Below are 22,483 nucleotides of genomic sequence, written 5' to 3'. Positions count from 1 at the left end.
GTGCCAGTTATTCCAGGATGATGGAAGGATCTTCCATATTTTCTTTTAAATATTCAAAAACTGCATCATCACTTAAATTGGATTTAGTTATATTATCAAAAACATAATCTTCTTCATATATGATAGAAGAAATTTCATTGTAATTGAAATCCATATTCCCTGAGTCCATATATGCTTCAATCGCGGACAATTCGATAGAATTAAAAGAATTTTCCTGTACAGGGTTGAAAAGTAAGGTTGAAATCAATCCAACGAATATAGCGGCAACTGCAACATAATAAAAAAGTTTTCTTTTCCTGTACATAGGAATAACTCTTCCTTTCGATTTAGAATTTTCTATTCTAGCATAGATATTATTTTCTAAAGTTTCAAAATAATCCAACGGAACTTTAAAGCCGGAATCCTTCTCAATGGTTTTCAACATTTCTGGTTCCAGTGATAACGAATCCAGCACATTCGATTCAAAATCCTCGAAATAATTTTCGGGGACTTTAAAGCCTGATTTTGGATTAAATGTAAATTTATTCTTTTCCATTTGCTACTTTGACTTATTTTTTTTAGAATGGTTTAATCCTTCTTTAGAAATTCTTCAATTTTTTTTGCGGCTATGTGGTAAGATGCTTTTAAAGCTCCTTCACTGGTTTCCAGTATTTCTGCCATCTCACGGTATTTTAATTCCTCGAAGTATTTCATATTAAATACCTGTTGTTGTTTTTGCGGGAGTGTTGCAATTGCCTGTTGCAATTTTAACTGAATTACACTTCCTTCAAAATATACATCACTTTCTAAATTATCGATAAGATGGCTTTGCAGTTCTATGGAATCAATTTGTAATCTTTTAGCTTTGAGATTGAGAAAAGTTATGGTTTCATTGGTGGCGATACGGTACATCCAGGAGTAAAGCTGGCTTTCTCCTTTGAATTTTTCAATGTTCCGGTAGATTTTAATAAAGGTGTTCTGTAAAATATCATCGGTGTCCTCATGATCCTTGGCCATATTCCTTATATGCCAATACAGGCGCTCCTTGTAGCAGGAAAGAAGTTCCTTAAAGGCCTCGTTCCTGGTAGAGGGGTTTTTTAAATTCTCAAGCAATAAGGAGTCCTCCTTTTTCAATGGTATGTTTTAGAATTAAGCTGTTAAAGTTATTGAAAAGTTTAATGCAATTCCGAAAATTACACTTGCATTTTTGTAGGAATTTTGTAGGAATTAAAGGTTTTAATCAAGATGAAATACATAAAAATAAGATAAAAAGCATTTTTATTTTGGTAAAACCAATTTTAATATTATATTTGAGTATCAAAAATGATTTGATCTTTTTTTGCCCCAAGTAATTAAAATTGAATCGGCTGTTTTTCATTGTCCCCACGATGAAAAATGTTTTAAAAATGGATGAACCTACTTCATCCATTTTTTTGTGTGAATTTTTGAACCAGGCGAGATTCAAAATTCAAAAAGCCCACAACCCAAAACCACCAATTTGGCAAAACTGTAATATCTTCTTAAATTGATTCATATCCCGTTAAACTATCCTAAAGGATAAAACATTGGGCAATACCCATCTTTCCATATCGTTTTGATACCTATAATCTAATAGTAATATTAATCGTTCGTCTAAATTAATGGCGAGAAATTCAATTTTATGAAGTTTAAAAATTTTTTCAACACAGGATTAGCGTTAGTATGTTTAAGCCTTGTTTATTCCTGTTCAAAAGATGATCAGGGAACACCGGAAAATACGGAAGGCTACAACACAAAGGTATCTATTACCGATGCGCCAATAGATAATGCAAATGTGCAGGCGGCTTTTATCACAATTTCTGATGTGAATGTCAACGGGAAATCTATCGAAGGTTTTCAAAAAACTACTGTAAACATAAGTAGTTTGCAGAATGGCAATTCAGAATTATTAGGAAATCTTGAATTGGAAAGTGGAACTACCTCTGAGATAACCTTGGTTCTGGATAATGAATCTGATGCCTCCGGAGAAGCCCCCGGGAATTACATTCTAACAGCTGATGGTGAGAAAAAGGCTCTTGTTGCTACCTCCGGAATCATTGAAATTACTGATAATGTAGATATACAGGCAGTAGAAAACAATGAAATTGTACTGGATTTCGATTTAAGAAAAGCAATCGTTGAAGGTGAAGGTACCGGAGATTATAAATTTGTGAGTGCAACTGAACTTGGAAACAGTATAAGGTCCGTAAATTCCCTGGAAACAGGAATCATTACGGGGTCAGTTTCAAATATGAATAGCAGTGATGCCGAAACTATGGTTGCATTTGTGTATAAAAAAGGAACTTATACCGTATCTGAGTCTGGAAGTGAAAATAATGTTGGGTTTTCCAATGCGGTCAGCAGTTCATCTGTGAATAAAGCCAGTGGGGATTTTGAACTTCACTTTATTGAAGAAGGGGAGTATGAACTTCATTTCGCTTCGTTTTCTGACACAAACAGCAATGGTAGCAAGGAATTAGAGGGTATGCTGGATGCCAGTTCCGCCACAGCAATAGATTTACAGGAAATTTCTGTAGAAGCTAATGCTGAAATTACCGTGGAAGTAGTTCTTGCCGGATTATTAAGTCTGTAAGGTTTTTTTGAATTAGGTGTAAAAAACAGGTTGTCCTTTTATAAGGGCAGCCTGTTTTATTTTGTTCAAAATTCAAAAATTTAAAACCCTGTCAGGGTTAATTTTGTTTATTTAATTTAATCAAAAGATTGCATTTCAACCAGCTTTCTATAAGTCCCATTATGGTTAATTAATTTCTCATGTTTTCCCTGCTCTACAATTTCTCCCCTATGCATGACTACTATCATATCTGCATTTTGAATGGTAGAGAGCCTGTGTGCAATTACAATGGAGGTCCTGTTCTTCATCATATTTTCCAGTGCCTTTTGTACCAGCTTTTCACTTTCAGTATCCAGTGCTGATGTGGCCTCATCCAGAATCATTATCGGTGGATTTTTAAGCACTGCCCGGGCAATGGAGAGTCGCTGTTTCTGGCCGCCGCTTAGTTTATTTCCACTGTCTCCTATGTTGGTTTCCATGCCTTTGGGAAGATCTTTTACAAATTCCCACGCATTCGCAATTTTTAAAGCATCTATAACTTCCTCATTCGTGGCGGTTACTTTTCCAAGGGAAACATTGTTTTTTACAGTATCATTAAACAAAATAGAATCCTGGGTTACCAATCCCATCAAACTTCTTAAGGAATGTTTGGTGATTTGCCGAATATCTGTTCCGTCTATTTTAATTGTTCCTTCATTTACATCGTAAAACCTGGTAACCAAATTTGCAATAGTAGATTTCCCACTTCCAGATTGCCCTACAAGGGCCACTGTGCTTCCCTTTGGAACTTTAAGGCTAAAGTTTTTCAGTACCAGTTCATCTTCATATTTGAAGCTGATATTTTCAATTTCTACTTCCTTCTCAAAATCCTTAATTATAATAGCATTTTCAGCATCGGTAAGGTTGGAAGGGGTTTCCAAAACTTCTATGATCCGCTCTGCTGCTGCGTTCCCTTTTTTAACGCTGTAGGTTGCTTTTGAGATTTGCTTGGCAGGAGTAAGTATGTTATAAGCCAGTCCTAAAAATGCAATAAATGCTGCAGCATTTAAAGTTCCTTCTACCAGTACCATATTTCCTCCAAACCATAAGATTATGACAATTACAAAAATCCCAAGGAATTCACTGGCAGGGGAGGCAAGGTTTTGCCGGTTAATCAGGCTGTTTAGGATGGTATTCAGCTTATTTGTGGAATCCTGGAATTTTTCCTGAAACTTGCCCTCCGCGTTAAACCCCTTGATTATTTTTAAACTCGAAAGAGTTTCTTCCACAATGGATAAGAAATGCCCGTTTTCTTCCTGAGCTCTGCTGGATTGGGATTTAAGCTTCTTTCCGATTACAGATATTATAAATCCCGAGATTGGTAGAAATATAAATACAAAAATGGTGAGTTTCGCACTGATCAACAACATTGCAATAATGGTAAAAATAATGGTCAATGGCTCTCGTACAATAAGCTCCAGGATAGATAAAAACGAAGTTTGAACTTCGTTTACATCTGCAGTAATCCTGGAAATAGTATCTCCTTTTTTCTTTTCAGAAAAATAAGAGATCGGTAATTCAAGGATCTTTTTGTAAACCGAATCGCGCACATCCCGCAGAACACCATTCCGAAGAAAAGTGATGAAAAATGCAGCAAGATAACCAAAGAGATTTTTCAGAAAAAACAATGAAACTATAATTGCGCAAATGAAGATAAGGGCAGAGACTTCATCTTCAGCTACCCGCTGACTTACATTATAATTAAAATAATCTATCGTAAAGTCCTTAACTCCGGTAATACCTTCCCACTCGGGTTTTTTAACTACACGCTTACTTTTATCGAATAAAATGTCTATTACAGGGATAAGTGCGATAAAAGATAAGGTGCTAAACAGGGCATAAAATATATTGCAAATGATATTAAGTAAAGCAAAACGCTTGTAAGGTCTTGCGTACTCAAGGATTTTTCTGAAATATGTCATTTGATTTTAATTAATCCAGGTGTAGATCAGATTTTATTTTTACTATTTTTTCCTTCAATTGCTGGCTGGTTTCTTCAAATTCTTCAATGGAGTTTAAATCACTGTTTACACTGATGTAGAATTTGATCTTAGGTTCTGTACCACTAGGTCGTGCCGCGATTTTAGTGCCCTCTTCCGTATAATAGATCAACACATTGGATTTTGGAATATCCAGGCTGTATTTGGTATGATCCTGAAGATTTTTTGATTCAGAAGATTGATAATCCTCTATTAATACAATTTTTTCCCCGTTGATTTCAGAAAGCGGATTTTCTCTTAAATCCACCATCATTTGTTTTATCTGTGATTCCCCGTCCATTCCCTTTTTTACCAATGAAATAAGTTCTTCCCGGTACAATCCAAATTCGGTATAAAGTTCAAGAAGCTTTTCATAAAAGGAACTTCCGTTGGCTTTCATTTGGGCCGCAATTTCGCAGGCAAGTAGGGTAGCGGTGGCTGCATCTTTATCTCTCACAAAATCGCCTACCATATATCCAAAACTTTCTTCACCACCCCCAACAAAATCCAGTTCCGGGTGGTCTTTTATCAATTTTGCGATCCATTTAAAACCGGTAAGAACTTCGTGGTATTGAGCAGCATAACTTTCGGTGATATTTTTAAGCATCGGAGTGGAAACAATCGTTGAGGCCACGAAGGAATTTTTATTCAATTTTCCTTCTTTTTTCCATTGCTCCAGCAAAAACCAACTCATCACTACCATGGTCTGGTTTCCATTGAGAAGTATGAGGTTATTGTTTAGGTTTCTCACGGCAACCCCAAGGCGATCGCCATCGGGATCGGTTCCAATTACAATATCTGCATCTTTTTCAATAGCAAGTTCCATCGCCATTTTCAGGGCTTCAGGTTCTTCAGGATTGGGTGATTTTACCGTGGGAAAATTTCCATCCGGTTCATCCTGTTCCTTCACGGTAAATACGTTTCTGTAACCAGCTTTAGCAAGAACATGCGGATTAACAGTTGAGGCAGTTCCATGAAGGGAAGTGAAAACGATCTTAAGATTATCTTTTGCTGCTGAAGAAGTGTCAAAACTTCCATTTTTAACTGAAGCTTCAATAAAAGCATTATCAACTTTTTTATCTATAAATTCTATGAGTTCTTTGTTTGCTTCAAATTTGATCTCGGTATAGTCAAGCTTTTCTATTTCCCGGATGATCATTTTGTCCTGAGGTGGCACCAATTGTCCTCCATCCTGCCAGTAAACCTTATAACCATTATATTCCGGTGGATTGTGACTCGCAGTAAGCACGATTCCGCAGTGGCAATCCAAATATTTTACCGCAAAAGAAAGCTCCGGAGTAGAACGCAGCTCTGAAAACAGAAACACCTTGATTTTATTGGCAGAAAACACATCAGCGACTATTTGAGCAAGTTCCTTACTGTTTTTCCGGCAATCGTAAGCGATCACAACTTTTAGATCTTCTCCTTTAAATTCCTGTTTCAGTATGTTTGAAATTCCCTGAGTGTTTTTTCCGAGGGTGTATTTGTTGATCCTGTTTGGCCCAACTCCCATAATATCGCGCATTCCCCCGGTACCAAATGAAGTGTTCTTATAAAAACTTTCTTCCAGTTCTTTTGGGTTGTTATCTATAAGATATTGAACTCTTTCACGTGTTTCCTTGTCGAAGGTATCAGAAAGCCACGCTTTGGCTTTGGTAAGTATCTCAGGTTTTATTTTTGACATTACTAAAATTTTAGAAACAAAAATAAGAATTTTATGCCGGGAGTGATTAATTTATCCCTGTTGTTTTGCTAATCAAATACCGATCTTTTTCCCGTTTACTTCTTAAGATGAGCTCTCCAAGGAATCCCGCAAGGAAAAACTGGGTTCCTATTACCATAAGGATTAGGGCGATGTAAAACCAGGGATTATCCGTTACGAGGATATTGGGTTGGTTATGATACATTTTATAAAGTTTGGAAAGTCCTATCCAGGTGGCGGCAATAAATCCAAAAAAGAACATTAGTACACCCAGGGCACCAAAAAGGTGCATTGGTCTTTTTCCGAATTTGGACAAAAACCAGATACTAATAAGATCCAGAAAGCCATTTATAAAACGTTCCATTCCAAATTTGGTTTTGCCATATTTCCGGGCCTGATGCTTTACTTCTTTTTCTCCTATTTTTACAAAACCCGCATTTTTAGCCAATACCGGAATATAGCGATGCATTTCTCCGTACACATCAATATTTTTAATAACAGTTTTATTATAGGCTTTAAGCCCACAATTAAAATCGTGAAGTTTTACTCCGGAGGTTTTCCGGGCTGCAGCGTTAAATAGTTTTGATGGTAGATTCTTGGATAATACCGAATCATATCGCTTTTTCTTCCAGCCGGAGATCAGGTCGTAATTTTCCTTTTTTATCAGATCATACAATTCGGGGATTTCCTCGGGATTATCCTGCAAATCTGCATCCATGGTAATTACAACATCACCGTTAGAAGCAAGAAAACCCGCATGAAGTGCCTGGGATTTTCCATAATTCCTGTTGAATTTAATCCCTTTTACAGCCGGATCTTTTAATGCTAAATTTGAGATGGTGTTCCAGGAATCATCAGTACTGCCATCATCAATAAAAATTATTTCATAGGAATAGGAATTGGATTGCATCACAGATACAATCCAATTATATAATTCCGGTAAAGATTCTTCCTCGTTTAAAAGAGGAATAACTATGGATAACTGCATAAATTATGCTCTGTTTGGATCTTTTTCCTTAAAGATTGCGGCTATTATTAAAGACAAGATTGCGTAAAGAACTATGGAAAAAGCAAATCCCATAAATAAATTTTTCCATCCAAAAGGGTTATTCCCTTCCTGTTGCGCAATCGCAGCATCTATTTGTGCCTGTTGAGCTCCAAAATTTTCCATCATTTCACGACTTGCTTCCAGGGTCATTTCCTGCACATATTTAGCAGCTTCTGAATCTATGAAGTTAAAGAGGATACCTGTAAAAACTATTGAAATAAACGAGCCAAGGAGAACGGTGAAGAAAAAGGCAGAAAATGCACTTTTAAAGGAAAAGAATGGCTCAGGATCAATGGCTTTAACCTGTTTCACGGCCATGATGCCTATAACAAGAACAATCGCTAAATTAATAAGAGTGATATACCATTTGGTAAACAATTCAAGGTTTAATGCATAGATTAATACTGTGATTAAAATAGAAATTACACCTAAAGTAAGTCCGTAAGGAACAATAACAGATTGTAAAGATTTTTTCATTTTATCAATTGATTGGTTATGCCAGTTAGTTAACAAATATAGGAAAACGTTACATACCGGCGAATTTTAAGTGTAAATTGAAGTCTTTTAAAATTTAGGGCATAATTAGTTTGATATTTATTAAAATTGCTTAAATTTGCCACTCGAAAAACGAACACGATTTTAAAGAATAAAGCGATGAAGCAGGGAATCCATCCGGAAAATTATAGATTGGTAGCATTTAAAGATATGTCCAACGAGGAGGTATTTATTACTAAATCTACCGCAAATACTAAAGAAACTATAGAAGTTGAAGGTACAGAGTATCCATTGGTTAAAATGGAAATCTCAAGAACCTCTCATCCTTTCTACACTGGAAAATCCAAATTACTGGATACCGCAGGTAGGATTGATAAATTCAAAAACAAATACGCTAAATTCAAGAAATAATCTTCTTGTTTTTAAAAATATCAAAGCCTTCAGAAATGAGGGCTTTTGGTTTTTATATCCTTTTTGTTTTGAAAAATTGTGAGCCCTGGCGCTTAATACTATTTTTATTTTCCTCGTACCTTTACCTCATAACTATATTAATATGAATTATATTTTATTTGATGGATCGGTAAGAAAGCAGTTGCTTCCTTTTACTTTTACCCGCCCTGTTGCAGATATTAGAGTTGGTATTCTCACTATTCGCGAGAAGTGGGAAAGGCTTTTAATGACGACCACTTCAACGGTTACCGAAGATTATTTATCTCCAAAATGGCCTATGGTTGAAATGCCTGAGAATATAATGATCAATGCTTCATATCTTCCTACGCCTGAATTTTTGGCCCAAATTGAAGATCTTGAAGCGCATCAGGCTATATTTCATGGAGACGAAATCGTCGCTTTTTTCACTCTTGAAGATCAGGAGGTCGATTTTGACAACTTTACACAACTTGAATTACAGGGAGATGTTTTTCAACTGGAAAACACCTGGGATATTTTTTCAAAAAATGGGGAAGCGATTGCTGCCGATTTTGATTTGATCACCAAAAACCGTGATAGCGAACCTATTTCAACCTCTAACAATGTTCTTTCAGCTGAAAATATTTTCATAGAAAAAGGAGCGAAAGTTGAATTTTCTATTTTAAATGCTTCCGAAGGACCAATTTATATTGGAGCAGATGCAGAGGTGATGGAAGGTTGCATGGTACGTGGACCATTCGCACTTTGTGAGAATTCTGTTTTAAAAATGGGATCCAAAATTTACGGACCAACTACTGTGGGTCCATTCTCGAAGGTTGGGGGAGAGGTTAATAATTCGGTGATTTTCGCTTATTCCAACAAAGGACATGATGGTTTTCTTGGTAATTCGGTCATTGGGGAATGGTGTAATCTTGGTGCCGACACAAACACTTCCAACCTAAAAAACAATTATGCTGAAGTTAGGCTTTGGGATTATGAATCGGAAGGTTTTGCCAGAACAGGCTTGCAGTTTTGTGGATTGATGATGGGAGATCATAGCAAATGCGGGATCAATACCATGTTCAACACCGGAACTGTAATTGGTGTAAGTGCAAATATCTTCGGAAGCGGATTTCCCCGCAATTTTATTCCCAGTTTTAGTTGGGGAGGAAGCGGCGGAATTACGACTTACAAAACCATTAAAGCTTTTGAAGTGGCTGAAGTTGTTATGAAACGAAGGAATATCGAGTTCACCAATGATGATAAGGCAATTTTAGAACAGGTTTTTGATGAGACCAAAAAGTGGAGGAAAGACTAAATTCTATTTAAAGATCATAAATTTTAAGGCGATTATTCTCTGCAAGAGCTTTTATAAAGTTCGAAATATCTTTTTCGGGTTATCTATACTTCAGGCCATTTTAATAACCCGATAAAAGTGGGTATATTTGCAAGCCCTAATTTCAGGCATAATTTTAAATAAATAAGGTGATGAGCAATCCTAAAAAAGTGGCTTTTTATACTCTGGGCTGTAAGCTCAATTTTTCTGAAACATCCACCATCGCGCGTTCTTTTAAAGAGGAAGGTTTTCAACGGGTTGATTTTTCTGAACATGCCGATATTTATGTGATCAATACCTGTTCCGTCACCGAGAATGCCGATAAGCGTTTTAAAACTATCGTAAAACATGCCCAAAAAGCAAATGAGGATGCTTTTGTAATTGCCATTGGCTGTTATGCTCAGTTAAAACCCGAAGAATTAGCCGATGTTGATGGTGTAGATCTGGTTTTGGGTGCTTCAGAAAAATTCAAGATCACCGATTATTTAAACGATCTTACCAAATCTGAATTTGCTGAAATCCATTCCTGTGAAATCTCAGAAGCCAATTTTTATGTTAGTGCCTACTCTTTTGGAGACAGGACCCGGGCGTTTTTAAAAGTTCAGGACGGTTGTGATTATAAATGTACTTATTGTACCATTCCTTTGGCAAGAGGGATTTCCAGAAGTGATAAACTGGAGAACGTTTTAAAGAACGCTTCCGAAATTTCGGCAAAAGGTATTAAGGAAATCGTGCTCACGGGAGTGAATATTGGAGATTATGGAAAAGGGGAATTTGGGAATAAAAAACATGAACATACTTTTTTAGATCTGGTAAAAGCATTGGATAAAGTTACCGGAATCGAGCGTTTGCGAATTTCTTCAATAGAACCGAATCTTTTAAAAAATGAAACAATTGATTTTGTAGCCCAAAGCAATTCGTTTGTTCCTCACTTTCATATCCCCTTGCAAAGTGGCTCCAACGAGATCCTGAAAGCGATGAAGCGCCGGTATATGAAGGAATTGTATATTGACAGGGTGACTCAAATAAAAGCGGTGATGCCCAATGCCTGTATAGGTGTGGATGTTATTGTTGGTTTTCCGGGAGAAACGGAAGAAAACTTTTTAGAAACTTATAATTTCTTAAACGAACTCGATATTTCTTATCTACACGTATTTGCCTATTCTGAACGGGAAAATACGGCTGCAGCAGAAATGCCGGAAATAGTTCCGGTGAGGGTACGAAAGAAACGAAGCAAAATGCTCAGAGGACTTTCGGCAAAAAAGCGCAGGGCTTTTTATGAAAGTCAGTTAGGGACTTCCCATATCGTTCTTTTTGAAGGTGAAAACAAGGCTGGTTTCATCCACGGATTCACAGAGAATTATGTTAAGGTAAAAACTCCCTGGAATCCTGAACTTGTTAATACCCTGCATGATATTGAACTCGAAAAAATAGATGAAGACGGGTTGGTGCGTTTCAACTACAAAAACTCTTCTATCGCGGTTTAAATATTTATTCCTACAGGTAAGAGGTCTTTATACTTCCTTCTGTGCTTTCTAATAAATGTGGCAATTTCAGGACTTGTTGGCACAACCCTGTCGGTACCTTCTTTGATTTGGCCTAATAATTTTTCCAAAAATGGCTCTAAGTATCCTTCATCTTTTAAAGGATCTGGCATCCTTAACTTTGTAAGGAATATTTTTCGCTCCTGCTGGGAATATTCCACCGTGATCAATTCATTTTGTATGACAGCCTCAAACTGTCTTAAAAACTCATTGTTGGTAATTACAATCTCTACATCATTCATCGTCTTTAAAATTTAGTTCAACTTTTCCTTTCCAAATAAAAATGAAGGCTATTAAATTAAAATATTATTTTTTCCTGTTCCAGAAGAGTCCTGTTTATTCAGAAAAAAGCCGTAAATTAAAATCATTTCAGATTTGAATTTCATTCCCCAATGATCTGGATATTTTTTCCTTTTACGTATATTTTGAGCTTACTCCTGGTAATTGATATTGGCATTCCTGAGACTTTAGTTTTTGTTTTTTCTCTATTTTAGATTATAAAGATCATTAAACAATTCAGAAAGAATTTATCACTATCCTGTAAAGATAAGATTTTAATCCCTCATTGAGGGTCTAAATCGCCGAGGCTTGCTCCGAATTTTTAAAAATATTTGTCAATTCATATCTTTTGGGCTTGCCCCGGGTTTTTGATTTTGCAAAATTTGTACGAGTTACCGTTCAAAGATCATCTGATTTACAAAGGAATGTTAATTTTCCTGTTAGATTTTTTTACTTTCCCTATCCATCCTTAAAAACGCGCCTTTTTCGGAGTGTTTTTTAACTGTCCTGATAGCATAAGAGGGAAAAATATCAGTAATTTTGAAGTTGAATTTTAATAAAATTTGATCTTTTAGAGTAATATCCCAGTTTGAATGCCGAATAACACGCAAATTACCCACGTTTATTTTATGCCAGGATTGGCTGCGAACTCATCTATTTTTGAATATATTAAATTGCCGGAGGAGCAGTTTGAAATTCATTTGCTGGAATGGATAATTCCAACTACTGATGAGTCTCTGGTACATTATGCGCAAAGGATGAATCGATACATAAAACATGATCATATAGTTCTTATTGGTGTTTCTTTTGGCGGTATTATTGTTCAGGAGATGAGTAAATATTTGGAATTAAAGCGACTTATTATTATTTCAAGTGTAAAATGCAGGGATGAACTTCCCCGAAGAATGAAGTATGCAGGGAATACTGGTTTCTTCAAGCTTATTCCCACTAGTTTAGTAGATTACGTTGACCAGCTTGAAAAGATTGCCGTTGGAGATTATATAACCAAAAGAGCTCAGCTTTATAAAAAATATATATCTGTTAGAAACACCAAATATTTGGATTGGGCTATAAAAAATATGGTGCTTTGGGATTGTGATAAACCTATTGAAGGTATTGTTCACATTCACGGAGATATGGATGAGATTTTCCCCTATAAATATATAAAAGGCTGTATTACAGTAAAAGGTGGCACCCACATTATGATAATAAATAGATATAAATGGTTCAATAAACATTTACCTGGAATTATTATCAACGGAAAACTTAGTTAAACATAATAAAAAATAAAAACATGAAAATTTTAAAAGTTTTGTTGATGAGCGTTGGACTTATTGCTGTTTTAGCGGTAAGCATCCAGGCTGTGCAGGAAGGCCCAAATACAGATAAAGATATTACTGAAGAAAAGGTGGAAAAGGTAACGCGAGACTATAATATTTATGCATTGCCAATGCCTGAAAATCTGAATTTTGGAGGCGAACTTGTTCCCATTGAGGATCCGGATGTTTATGAGCGTATGGATAGAGAATTGCTGGTCAATACCTATTGGCAGTCCAATGCGTTGCTGTTGCTTAAAAGAGCCAATAAATACTTCCCGGTGATTGAGCCTATTTTGAAGGAATATGGAGTTCCGGATGATTTTAAATATTTGGCGGTTATAGAAAGCGGGTTGACTCAGGCTGTTTCCCCTGCGCGTGCAGTAGGGTTTTGGCAAATTATGGAGGGAACAGGAAAAGATTATAAACTGGAAATTAATGGAAATGTAGATGAGCGCTATCATATAGAGAAATCTACCAGAGTGGCTTGTGAGTATCTTTTAAAGTCTAAAGAGCGATTTGGAAGCTGGACAATGGCGGCCGCCGCTTATAATGCAGGTAATACAGGTGTTTTAAGGCAGCTGGAGCGGCAGGAAGTAAATAATTACTATGATCTTTTACTTGGTGAGGAAACAGGCAGATACGTTTTTAGAATTATTGCCTTAAAGGAAATTATGAAAAACCCGAAAAAATATGGGTTTAACTTTTCACAGGAAGACCTTTATTCCCATATTGAAACAACCACAGTGAAAGTAGATACGCCAGTTTCAAATTTTGCTGCCTTTGCACAAAAGTTAGATATTAATTATAAGATTTTAAAAATTCATAATCCCTGGCTTCGGGAAGCTCATCTTAATAATAAATCTGGTAAAATGTATGAAATTGAAATTCCAAAAAAGGGAATTTATCCGGTTGGTAACTAATATTTGAAAAGAAATCAATTTCAACTGGACAAACCCAGTGGACAAGGAATATTAAAGGAAGAAATATTCGGAATTTCAACAAATATCAGGATAATAAAAGCACTCCAAAAACAAGGGAAATACTTAGTTCAAAGCTACGGTTTCCCTTTCTGCATTATAATTATTAGATTCAAGTAAGTGATTGGCGATCCCGTCAAAAATAGAACTATAATTCATATCAAAGGATTCCTCAAAACTCTTTCCGTAGGGATGTGTAACGCCACGTCTTATATCCAATATTTTTTTGTTCCCATCTATTAAAAATGTGGTAGGAAGCCCAAGAGAATGTTTCAATTTGCTAATTACGTAAGAATCTTGATTGTTCATTTCATTCACATAAAGCACTTTTAAATGTTCATTGTATAATTTGGCCATTTTCTTTGTGGTTTTATGATCGTCCCAAAACAGGATCACAAAATCTATTTTATCGCTGTATTTGGTGGCCAGTTGATTGATTGCAGGAATTTCACCTTCCGATGTAACACACCAGGAAGCATAAGTTATCAAATACATAGGTTTTTTAAAACCGTACAGTAAACTTTCCTTTTTGTTTAGGTTATTGAATTTGAAGTTATCCATATAACTACCCTTCAACCCATGTTCAATAAGTGAATCAAAGAGTCGGTTTGCCTTCTTATAATCTCTTTTATAATAGGCAGCTTTTGCGTTTTGATCGTATTTTGGTAAGTGGGCGGCAAGTGCTTCAGAAAAGAACAAACGGGTATCATCTGTTTGACCGAAAACAGGATTAGAAAGGGAAAGTAAGATAATTAGTAGGGGTAAAAGTCTTACCATATTTTGTATTACATCATTGTAAATACAAATTTAGACAACAAGAACCCCCTAAAGAAAACTATTCGTTAAAGCGCTTGGATATTAGTTTAAGTACATTGATGAACCTAAGGCATAGGAATTTAAAAAATGAAGGAGTTTATATCTTCTTCATTTGTTGTTTCATCATCGTGATTTGCTCTTTTAGCATTCCGTGTTTGTCAAGTTTTTTTGCTTCTGTTAGAAGAATTTGAGCTTCCCTTTTACGTCTTTTGGTCATTGCAATCCCGGCCAAATTAAGTTTAGCCATTGCAAGATCCTGATCCATTGCCAAACCTAATTTGATGGCTTTTTTGAAATGTTTCTCTGCTTTTGTAATGTTGGTTTGTGAAAGCATTAGACCATGAAGGTACCAAAAATAGCCTTGTTGTTTCCTTGTAAGTGCCGCTTCCGGGTTTTTTATTTTATCAAGCCATTTTTTTGCACCGGGAAAATCCTGTTTTCTCAGCCTTAAAAATGCCAATAAAATTATTTCATTTTTAAAATACAGGAATATAAATATAAGGGAAAGAAGGATGTACATGATCCCATTCCCAATGTTACCAAGGAAAAATTGCCAAATAGCAACTGCTATTATAATTCCTGCTAAAACTAATTTGATATTTTTGTTGAACATATTGGCTTTTATTTTAAGCCCGCAAAGTTAATAAAAACAATTACAAATTATTTTTATTTAGGTTTTGCAGTACATAAAAGTCTTTGTATATTTGCCCGCAGTTTTAAGGAAAGAATTAAAACTAATTTAACTAAGGTTTCTACTGAAGAATTAAAGATAATTAAAATGAAAAGAACGTTTCAACCATCTAAGAGAAAAAGAAAAAACAAGCACGGTTTCAGAGAGCGCATGGCAAGTGTGAACGGAAGAAAAGTGTTAGCTAGAAGAAGAGCTAAAGGCAGAAAAAAATTATCGGTATCTTCTGAAACTAGACATAAACACTAGTGAAAATTAGTTTCCAAATAACGAGGTGTTACTTTTTTAAGTAACGCCTTTTTTTATACCCAACAGCTTCCTATTTTTATAAAATCATAAATAACCTTGTTAAAATGCCTAAAAACACACAACTTAAAACAATTTTAATAATCGGTTCAGGTCCGATAGTTATTGGACAGGCCTGTGAATTTGATTATGCCGGTGCACAATCCTTAAAATCCTTGCGGGAAGAGGGAATAGAAACTATTCTTATAAATTCCAACCCGGCTACTATCATGACCGATCCTACAATGGCCGATCATGTGTATCTTCTTCCACTTACTACCAAGTCGCTTATTACCATTCTTAAAAATCATCCAAATATAGATGCGGTGCTTCCAACTATGGGAGGTCAAACGGCATTAAACCTTTGTATTGAAGCTGATGAAAAGGGGATTTGGAAAGATTTTGGAGTAAAATTGATAGGGGTAGATATAGATGCTATCAATATTACTGAAGATCGTGAGAAATTTAAACAACTCATGGGAAGGATTGGGATTCCTGTTGCTCCTGCAAAAACTGTAACTTCTTATTTACAAGGAAAAGAAGTTGCTCAGGAATTTGGTTTTCCTTTAGTAATTCGTGCTTCTTTCACACTAGGTGGTAGTGGTGCGTCTTTTGTTCACCGGGCAGAAGATTTTAATGAATTGCTCACTATGGGGCTGGAAGCTTCCCCTATTCACGAGGTTCTTATTGATAAGGCATTGTTAGGCTGGAAAGAATATGAACTCGAACTGCTTCGGGATAAGAATGATAATGTTGTTATTATTTGTTCCATTGAAAATATGGATCCAATGGGAATTCATACGGGTGATTCTATTACCGTAGCTCCTGCAATGACGCTTAGCGATACCGCCTACCAGAGAATGCGCGATATGGCTATAAAAATGATGCGTAGTATTGGCGATTTTTCTGGTGGCTGTAATGTTCAGTTCGCAGTAAGTCCGGATGATAAAGAAGATATAATTGCCGTCGAAATTAATCCGCGGACTTCACGATCTTCAGCTTTGGCATCGAAAGCCACTGGATATCCAATCGCAAAAATAGCCTCTAAACTGGCTATTGGATTTACCCTTGATGAACTTGAAAATCAAATAACCAAAACTACTTCCGCTTTATTTGAGCCAACCCTGGATTACGTAATTGTGAAGATCCCGAGATGGAATTTTGACAAATTTGAAGGAAGTGACCGTACCCTTGGGCTTCAAATGAAATCTGTAGGGGAAGTGATGGGAATTGGAAGATCTTTTCAGGAAGCCCTTCATAAAGCTACCCAGTCGCTTGAAATAAAACGTAATGGACTTGGTGCCGATGGTAAAGGGGAGACGAAATATGACCAGATCATTGAAAAATTAACCTTTGCCAGCTGGGATAGAGTTTTTGTTATCTATGATGCTGTTCAGGCAGGAATTCCGCTTAGTAGAATTCACGAAATAACAAAAATCGATATGTGGTTCCTGAAACAATACGAGGAACTCTATGCCCTTGAAGTAGAAATTTCAAAATATGATATAAAAACATTGCCAAAAGACCTGATGCTTGAGGCTAAGCAAAAAGGATTTGCAGACAGGCAGATTGCTTATATGCTGAAATGTTTGGAAAGTGAGGTTTATAACCGACGGGATGAACTAAATATTAACAGGATATTCAAATTGGTAGACACCTGTGCTGCCGAGTTTAAAGCGGAAACACCTTATTATTATTCCACCTTTGAAGCAGAGATTGAAACTGCCGATGGAAAGCGCTACGTGGCTAATGAAAGCAAGGTAACCGATAAGAAAAAAATTGTGGTTTTAGGTTCCGGTCCCAATAGGATTGGTCAGGGGATCGAATTTGATTACAGCTGTGTTCATGGGGTTTTGGCTGCTTCGGAATGTGGATACGAAACCATTATGATCAATTGTAACCCCGAAACGGTTTCTACCGATTTTGATGTCGCAGATAAGCTCTATTTTGAGCCGGTTTTCTGGGAACATATTTATGATATTATTCGTCACGAAAACCCGGTTGGGGTAATCGTTCAACTTGGAGGACAAACAGCACTGAAACTGGCTGAAAAACTCGATCGTTACGGAATAAGGATTATGGGAACCAGCTTTAAATCGTTGGATTTAGCCGAAGACAGAGGAAGCTTCTCAAAATTACTGGAAGCCAACAATATTCCATTCCCTGAATTTGGCGTAGCCGAAACAGCCGACGAAGCACTGGCAGTTGCCGAAAAACTGGATTTTCCTATCCTGGTTAGGCCGTCCTATGTTTTGGGAGGCCAGGGAATGAAAATTGTAATCAATAAAAATGAACTGGAAGCTCACGTAATAGATCTCCTTAGGTCTATTCCAAACAATAAACTCCTGTTGGATCACTATCTGGATGGTGCTATCGAAGCAGAAGCCGATGCGATTTGCGATGGCGAAAATGTCTATATCATTGGAATCATGGAGCATATTGAGCCTTGTGGAATTCATTCCGGAGATTCCAATGCATTACTTCCCCCTTTTAATTTAGGAAACCTTGTAATGCAACAAATAATAGATCATACCAATAAAATTGCAATAGCACTAAATACCGTGGGGCTAATCAATATTCAGTTTGCCATTAAGGATGATAAGGTGTACATCATTGAAGCCAATCCCCGTGCTTCACGTACAGTGCCTTTTATAGCCAAAGCTTACGGAGAACCCTATGTGAATTATGCTACCAAGGTTATGTTGGGTGAAAATAAGGTTACCGACTTTAAATTTAATCCGCAGTTAAAAGGCTACGCTATCAAGCAGCCGGTATTTTCTTTTGATAAATTCCATAAGGTTAACAAGCAGTTAGGGCCTGAAATGAAAAGTACGGGAGAAAGCATTCTATTTATTGACAGCCTTAGAGACGATGCCTTTTATGATCTGTACTCAAGAAGAAAAATGTATTTGAGCAAATAGTTTTAAATTTTATTTTTAAACAACAAAGGCTGCCTGAATTGGCAGCCTTTGTTGTTTGACAGATATGTCGAAAAATTATTTTTTACTCAACTCGATAATTTGTACAGTATTACTTCCATCGGTTGATTTCCATAATTGCTTGTCCTTTTTATTGGTAATAACGAACCAGGTTTTATCGAAATCAGATTTTTCTTTTAGGTTCGTGGTTGAAAGTGTTAAAATGTCATCTTGTAGCTTCCATTTAAAATTCAGCACATCGCTAAATTCATTGCTAAACATAGAATACTTTATGTTTTTTTCACCAGTGCCATTTTTGTGCATCACAATTTCACCTGCATTTCTTGTGGTTACATTTTGACCTTTCTGATTATCTACTTCATAACGATCAACATTCCAGGTTCCAACAATTTTAGGGCTACAACTGGTGATAAAAAGAGCACATAAGACTCCTATAAACAACGATTTTTTCATAACTTTTTTATTTTGATCCAAAGATACCATAAATTGCAGCCTTTAGAAAGATAGAGGCGTTTTAGCCCTCTATTTTCACTTAAATTTATGAAATGAGCATAACGGAAATTCGATACAAACACCAATTATGATATGCGAATTGAATATAACCCTATGAAAAAACAATAAAAAAACACATATGAAATGAAGGAAATCATATTAACATTTGGTGGATTATTTGGAGGTTTGGCCGTTATATTTGGTGCTTTTGGGGCTCATGCTCTTAAGAAACGCTTTACCGAAGATCAACTTAAAAGTTTTGAAACCGGAGTAAAATACCAAATGTATCATGCTTTGATGTTAATCATTACAGGAGTTAGCTTTCCATTTATTGAAACTTCCCAAATCCTGATGGCGTGGTGTTTTATCTTTGGGATCATACTTTTTTCTTTCAGTATCTATGGACTTACCTTAAGTGATTCCCGTGGAAAAAAAATGAAGTTTCTTGGGCCTGTAACCCCTTTGGGTGGATTACTTCTGGTAATTGGCTGGATACTTTTCACAATAAATGCAGCAAAATATGCCCTATATCTTTAGCCCATTATTCCAATTCCCCTTTTTTAATCCAGTGTTTCCGATATCTTTCAGCAAAAACTGCTACCAGGAGAAGCTGTAAAATGTGATACAACATAATAGGTAAAAGCAACAACCCAAGGCTGGCGCTGCTTCCGAAGATAATTTTTGCCATAACCGAGCCATGAACCAATGATTTTTTTGTGCCGGCAAATCGCACCGTTATGGTATCTCTTAAGTTGAAGCCAAGAAGTTTACAAACATATCCGGTAACGCCATAAACCGCGAAGAAAAGGAGCACAATAATAATCGATATTTTTACCAGATCCATCACTTTAATAGATTCCAAAAGATTGGAATTAAAGGAATTGCTGAAACTGGAATAAACGATAAGAATAATCACGGATTTATCGAACAGGCTTAATATCCGACTGTTTTTGCGTGCAAGGTTTCCCAGAAAACGCTGAAGCATTAATCCAATTAATAATGGAAATACAATTTGCAGCAGGAGTTTGGTGATAATTTCCAGAATAGCGAATTCCCCGGTTTTCATAAGAAATAAACTCAGCCAAAGCGGGGTTACCAAAATCCCAATCAACCCGGAAATACTTGCATTAAAGATTGCAGTTGGCAAATTTCCTTTAGCAATTGCAACCATAACAACTGAGGATGATACGGTTGAAGGTAAAACCCCAAGAAAAAATATTGCCAGCCATAAATCCGATTGAATCCCTCCTTCAAAAACGGGGATAAATAAAAAGGTAAGCAGCGGAAACAGAACGAAAGTAGTAAGCTGAATTAAAATATGGGATGGATAGTTCAGAAAGCCTAATTTCAGGTCGGCGGGAGAAAGTTTTAATCCATAAAAGAAAAATATAAGTCCAATTCCTATGTCTATAATAATTTCTAACGGAAAATTGCTGAGTGCCGTTGGAGCTAAATAAGCGAGTAAAATTGCACCAAATAATGCTATTATGAAACCGTTGGATTTCAATGAATATCGAGTTTTACATTATGATCATCCAGCAGGTGCATGTATTCTTCTGAAGAAAAGTCGGTTTCGTGAAATTCCGTTTTTCTTTTGATTTTCATTTTTAAACGTTTTATGCTCTTTACAAACCGGCGAACATCGTGATCGTTCTCAAGGATCAATCCCGGTACCGCCACCGACTTTCCGCTTTCATCTTTGGCAACCATGGTGAAATAAGAAGAGTTGCAGTGTTTTACCAGTCCTGTTTGAATATTCTCAGATTCTACGCGTATTCCAATAACCATAGAACTTGTTCCTACATAGTTTACAGATGCTTTCATCGTAACAAGTTCACCAATTTCAATTGGCGCCAGGAAATCTACCGTATCTACACTGGCGGTGACACAATAGACCTGGGAATGTTTAGAAGCACAGGCAAATGCGATTTGATCCAGTAACGATAAAATATAACCCCCATGAATTTTTCCGTTGAAATTTGAACGGGAGGGAAGCATTAATTCTGAAATCTCTACCTGTGAATCGGTTATTTTTTTAAATTTTAAATTTTTCATCGGTCTCTAAAATGTGGGGATTGGGATTCTTCTACGTTGCTTATAAAATATTTTGTATCACCCCAGAATATAAAAGTGGCATACCTCTCAACATAGGTGAGTTTTACATAGTTGCCTTCATTCTCCTGAAGTTTTTTAATAACCTCCTTTTCACGGTCCAATACCGAAAATTGAAAAATCTGCGCCCCGCTAATTCCCTGACTTATCTCACCTTCCCAGGTTTTGAAAATCACCCCTTTTCGGCTGAATTTAATAAGCTCTCCAGATCTGGTTCCTTCACTATACGGAACAAAATAAATAAATGCGAAATATGCTATAAATAGAAAAAATATTCCGCCCAATATGTAAATCAGTGTTTTTTTCATTAGAATGCCAGGTATAATTTGTTTAAAAATGTTTCTATTTTTGAGGGTTCCAGCCATCTGGTTACAACAACAAGATTTTTTTCACGGTCTATAACTATAAAATTCCCTCCAAAACCGGCTGCATAAAAAAGGTCCTCTGAAAGGTCCTTCCAATGCCTGCTTCCTTTTTTGTTGAGCCACCACATATAACCATAATTCGGGTTTGGAGTAGAAGGTTGGATAGCTTTTTCTATTGCTTCTTTTGAAATTAACTGACTCCCGTTCCAGTTGCCATCGTTTTCGAATAACAAACCAAATCGGGCCATATCCTCTGTATTGATAAATAATCCTCCTCCGGAATGACCGCCCCCGGTAACCGATTGCATTTTTAATCCGTCGATATTTACCCAGGCATTTTCATATCCAAACCACCTCCAGGTTGTGGACCCGCCGATGGGATCCATAATTTCTTCTTTTAAAACCTGTGGCAGAGGTTTTCTCCAGAGATTTAATAATGAATATGCCAAAAGATTTACCCTAACATCATTGTATTCAAAAACCGTTCCCGGTGCATTTAGTTTTCTGTTTTTCCAGTCGTCAAGATTTCCGGTGGACGGCGGCCTGTCTGCCCAATCATATCCTCCCCATAATTCCCCACTCCAGTCGGAAGATTGGTTTAATAAATGTTCCCAGGTTACCTTGCTGTTGTGGTTACCATCAAAAGTACCGTCCCAAACATATTTTTTCACCGAATCTTTTACCTCTTCTATCAAACCCTTATCCATTGCCAGAAGTGCAGTAGTGGAAAGAAAGCTTTTGGTTACACTAAAAGTCATATCTACGCGCTTGGTATCGCCCCATTCTGCAATAATATATCCGTCTTTAAGTATTATCCCTGCAGGGCCACTCCGTTCTTTGGTCGGTCCTGAAATTTGATGAAAAGGTTCCCTTTCAAAGCCTTTTAATATTGCTAACCTAAGATCTCTTGGTTCAGAATATTCATTTTCCTGAGCAAATTTCACAGCCTGCAGCAGGAGTTGTTCATTTATATTGAAAGCTTTGGCATTCTTTTTTTCCCACTCTCCCGCGGTAGGGAAATACTGGACTTGAGCTTGTGCTATTGTACCGAAAAAAAAGAAAAATAAAATTAGCTTAGGGAATTGGTGCAT

23 protein-coding genes are annotated in these 22,483 nt (G+C 36.5%); 9 read left to right on the top strand and 14 right to left on the bottom strand.

All coding sequences use genetic code 11. The annotated features are described in order from the left end of the window. Window positions 1–7: 7 nt before the first annotated feature. Together ACKGJN_RS13880 and ACKGJN_RS13875 are read right to left on the bottom strand one after the other, a co-directional pair. On the bottom strand, window positions 8–535 hold the full coding sequence (locus ACKGJN_RS13880; RefSeq protein ID WP_409540148.1) for a hypothetical protein: 528 nt from the start codon (window positions 533–535) through the stop codon (window positions 8–10). A gap of 32 nt (window positions 536–567) precedes the next feature. Beyond that, on the bottom strand, window positions 568–1,113 hold the full coding sequence (locus ACKGJN_RS13875; RefSeq protein ID WP_409540147.1) for an RNA polymerase sigma factor: 546 nt from the start codon (window positions 1,111–1,113) through the stop codon (window positions 568–570). A gap of 526 nt (window positions 1,114–1,639) precedes the next feature. On the opposite strand from ACKGJN_RS13875, the gene ACKGJN_RS13870 reads away from it, so the two are divergent. Continuing rightward, a complete protein-coding gene (locus tag ACKGJN_RS13870; RefSeq protein ID WP_409540146.1) occupies window positions 1,640–2,590 on the top strand; it encodes a DUF4382 domain-containing protein in 951 nt (316 codons plus the stop codon). A 116-nt stretch (window positions 2,591–2,706) separates the two neighbouring features. On the opposite strand, the gene ACKGJN_RS13865 is transcribed toward ACKGJN_RS13870, so the two are convergent. Genes ACKGJN_RS13865 through ACKGJN_RS13850 form a run of 4 tightly spaced genes read right to left on the bottom strand, consistent with a single transcriptional unit; the run spans window position 2,707 to window position 7,814 of the window. Beyond that, complete coding sequence (locus ACKGJN_RS13865) at window positions 2,707–4,530, bottom strand: ABC transporter ATP-binding protein (RefSeq protein ID WP_409540145.1); 1,824 nt, start codon at window positions 4,528–4,530, stop codon at window positions 2,707–2,709. 10 nt (window positions 4,531–4,540) lie between these two features. Further along, entirely contained in the window at window positions 4,541–6,271 is a 1,731-nt protein-coding gene (locus ACKGJN_RS13860) for a phospho-sugar mutase (protein WP_409540144.1), read from the bottom strand. A gap of 46 nt (window positions 6,272–6,317) precedes the next feature. Continuing rightward, window positions 6,318–7,277, bottom strand: a complete 960-nt coding sequence (locus ACKGJN_RS13855; RefSeq protein WP_409540143.1) for a glycosyltransferase family 2 protein — start codon at window positions 7,275–7,277, stop codon at window positions 6,318–6,320. A gap of 3 nt (window positions 7,278–7,280) precedes the next feature. After that, window positions 7,281–7,814, bottom strand: coding sequence for a DUF4199 domain-containing protein (locus ACKGJN_RS13850; RefSeq protein WP_409540142.1), 534 nt, complete (start codon window positions 7,812–7,814; stop codon window positions 7,281–7,283). Between the two features lie 177 nt (window positions 7,815–7,991). Between ACKGJN_RS13850 and ACKGJN_RS13845 the strand changes: the two genes are divergently transcribed. The 3 genes from ACKGJN_RS13845 (at window position 7,992) to mtaB (ending at window position 11,063) form a co-directional block, all read left to right on the top strand. Beyond that, window positions 7,992–8,243: a type B 50S ribosomal protein L31 gene (locus tag ACKGJN_RS13845; protein ID WP_040506746.1), complete on the top strand. Its 252-nt coding sequence runs from the start codon at window positions 7,992–7,994 to the stop codon at window positions 8,241–8,243. 142 nt (window positions 8,244–8,385) lie between these two features. Further along, complete coding sequence (locus tag ACKGJN_RS13840; RefSeq protein ID WP_409540141.1) at window positions 8,386–9,558, top strand: GlmU family protein; 1,173 nt, start codon at window positions 8,386–8,388, stop codon at window positions 9,556–9,558. 170 nt (window positions 9,559–9,728) lie between these two features. Continuing rightward, window positions 9,729–11,063 carry a tRNA (N(6)-L-threonylcarbamoyladenosine(37)-C(2))-methylthiotransferase MtaB gene (gene mtaB / locus ACKGJN_RS13835; RefSeq protein WP_409540140.1) on the top strand — a complete coding sequence of 445 codons (1,335 nt, stop codon included), beginning with the start codon at window positions 9,729–9,731 and terminating at the stop codon, window positions 11,061–11,063. Here the strand turns inward: mtaB and ACKGJN_RS13830 are convergent. Beyond that, complete coding sequence (locus ACKGJN_RS13830; protein WP_409540139.1) at window positions 11,060–11,362, bottom strand: GNAT family N-acetyltransferase; 303 nt, start codon at window positions 11,360–11,362, stop codon at window positions 11,060–11,062. The two genes, mtaB and ACKGJN_RS13830, sit on opposite strands and share 4 nt — an antisense overlap. Window positions 11,363–11,992: 630 nt before the next feature. Here ACKGJN_RS13830 and ACKGJN_RS13825 point away from each other — a divergent pair. Together ACKGJN_RS13825 and ACKGJN_RS13820 are read left to right on the top strand one after the other, a co-directional pair. Then, the gene (locus ACKGJN_RS13825) at window positions 11,993–12,673 is read left to right on the top strand and encodes an alpha/beta fold hydrolase (protein WP_409540138.1); all 681 of its coding nucleotides are present in this window, start codon (window positions 11,993–11,995) and stop codon (window positions 12,671–12,673) included. A gap of 20 nt (window positions 12,674–12,693) precedes the next feature. Further along, entirely contained in the window at window positions 12,694–13,638 is a 945-nt protein-coding gene (locus ACKGJN_RS13820; RefSeq protein ID WP_409540137.1) for a lytic transglycosylase domain-containing protein, read from the top strand. A gap of 123 nt (window positions 13,639–13,761) precedes the next feature. Here the strand turns inward: ACKGJN_RS13820 and ACKGJN_RS13815 are convergent, their stop codons facing one another. Both ACKGJN_RS13815 and ACKGJN_RS13810 read right to left on the bottom strand, forming a co-directional pair. Then, window positions 13,762–14,472: a TlpA family protein disulfide reductase gene (locus ACKGJN_RS13815; protein WP_409540136.1), complete on the bottom strand. Its 711-nt coding sequence runs from the start codon at window positions 14,470–14,472 to the stop codon at window positions 13,762–13,764. Window positions 14,473–14,608: 136 nt separating this feature from the next. Next, entirely contained in the window at window positions 14,609–15,124 is a 516-nt protein-coding gene (locus tag ACKGJN_RS13810; protein WP_409540135.1) for a tetratricopeptide repeat protein, read from the bottom strand. A 165-nt stretch (window positions 15,125–15,289) separates the two neighbouring features. On the opposite strand from ACKGJN_RS13810, the gene rpmH reads away from it, so the two are divergent. Next, window positions 15,290–15,448, top strand: coding sequence for a 50S ribosomal protein L34 (gene rpmH, locus ACKGJN_RS13805; RefSeq protein WP_006990417.1), 159 nt, complete (start codon window positions 15,290–15,292; stop codon window positions 15,446–15,448). A 104-nt stretch (window positions 15,449–15,552) separates the two neighbouring features. Continuing rightward, a complete protein-coding gene (carB, locus tag ACKGJN_RS13800) occupies window positions 15,553–18,405 on the top strand; it encodes a carbamoyl-phosphate synthase large subunit (RefSeq protein WP_409540134.1) in 2,853 nt (950 codons plus the stop codon). Window positions 18,406–18,480: 75 nt separating this feature from the next. On the opposite strand, the gene ACKGJN_RS13795 is transcribed toward carB, so the two are convergent. Further along, window positions 18,481–18,876 (bottom strand): hypothetical protein, encoded by a 396-nt coding sequence (locus ACKGJN_RS13795; RefSeq protein WP_409540133.1) that lies wholly within the window; start codon window positions 18,874–18,876, stop codon window positions 18,481–18,483. Window positions 18,877–19,059: 183 nt separating this feature from the next. Between ACKGJN_RS13795 and ACKGJN_RS13790 the strand changes: the two genes are divergently transcribed. Further along, a complete protein-coding gene (locus ACKGJN_RS13790; RefSeq protein WP_409540132.1) occupies window positions 19,060–19,452 on the top strand; it encodes a DUF423 domain-containing protein in 393 nt (130 codons plus the stop codon). A gap of 4 nt (window positions 19,453–19,456) precedes the next feature. Here ACKGJN_RS13790 and ACKGJN_RS13785 read toward each other — a convergent pair whose 3' ends face one another. From ACKGJN_RS13785 to ACKGJN_RS13770, 4 genes are read right to left on the bottom strand one after another with little or no spacing between them, the layout of a single operon-like run. Then, window positions 19,457–20,422, bottom strand: coding sequence for a bile acid:sodium symporter (locus ACKGJN_RS13785; RefSeq protein ID WP_409540131.1), 966 nt, complete (start codon window positions 20,420–20,422; stop codon window positions 19,457–19,459). Continuing rightward, window positions 20,419–20,970 (bottom strand): acyl-CoA thioesterase, encoded by a 552-nt coding sequence (locus ACKGJN_RS13780; protein WP_409540130.1) that lies wholly within the window; start codon window positions 20,968–20,970, stop codon window positions 20,419–20,421. Before ACKGJN_RS13780 ends, ACKGJN_RS13785 begins: the two co-directional genes overlap by 4 nt. Next, a complete protein-coding gene (locus ACKGJN_RS13775) occupies window positions 20,967–21,335 on the bottom strand; it encodes a 6-phosphogluconate dehydrogenase (protein ID WP_409540129.1) in 369 nt (122 codons plus the stop codon). The genes ACKGJN_RS13780 and ACKGJN_RS13775 overlap by 4 nt, the downstream gene beginning before the upstream one ends. Beyond that, window positions 21,335–22,483, bottom strand: a complete 1,149-nt coding sequence (locus ACKGJN_RS13770; RefSeq protein WP_409540128.1) for a serine hydrolase domain-containing protein — start codon at window positions 22,481–22,483, stop codon at window positions 21,335–21,337. The genes ACKGJN_RS13775 and ACKGJN_RS13770 overlap by 1 nt, the downstream gene beginning before the upstream one ends.

Source organism: Gillisia xinjiangensis (assembly GCF_046298265.1).
GTDB lineage: Bacteria > Bacteroidota > Bacteroidia > Flavobacteriales > Flavobacteriaceae > Gillisia > Gillisia xinjiangensis.
Note: the sequence above shows the minus strand (reverse complement) of the source record. Positions and strands in the feature narration are given on the sequence as shown.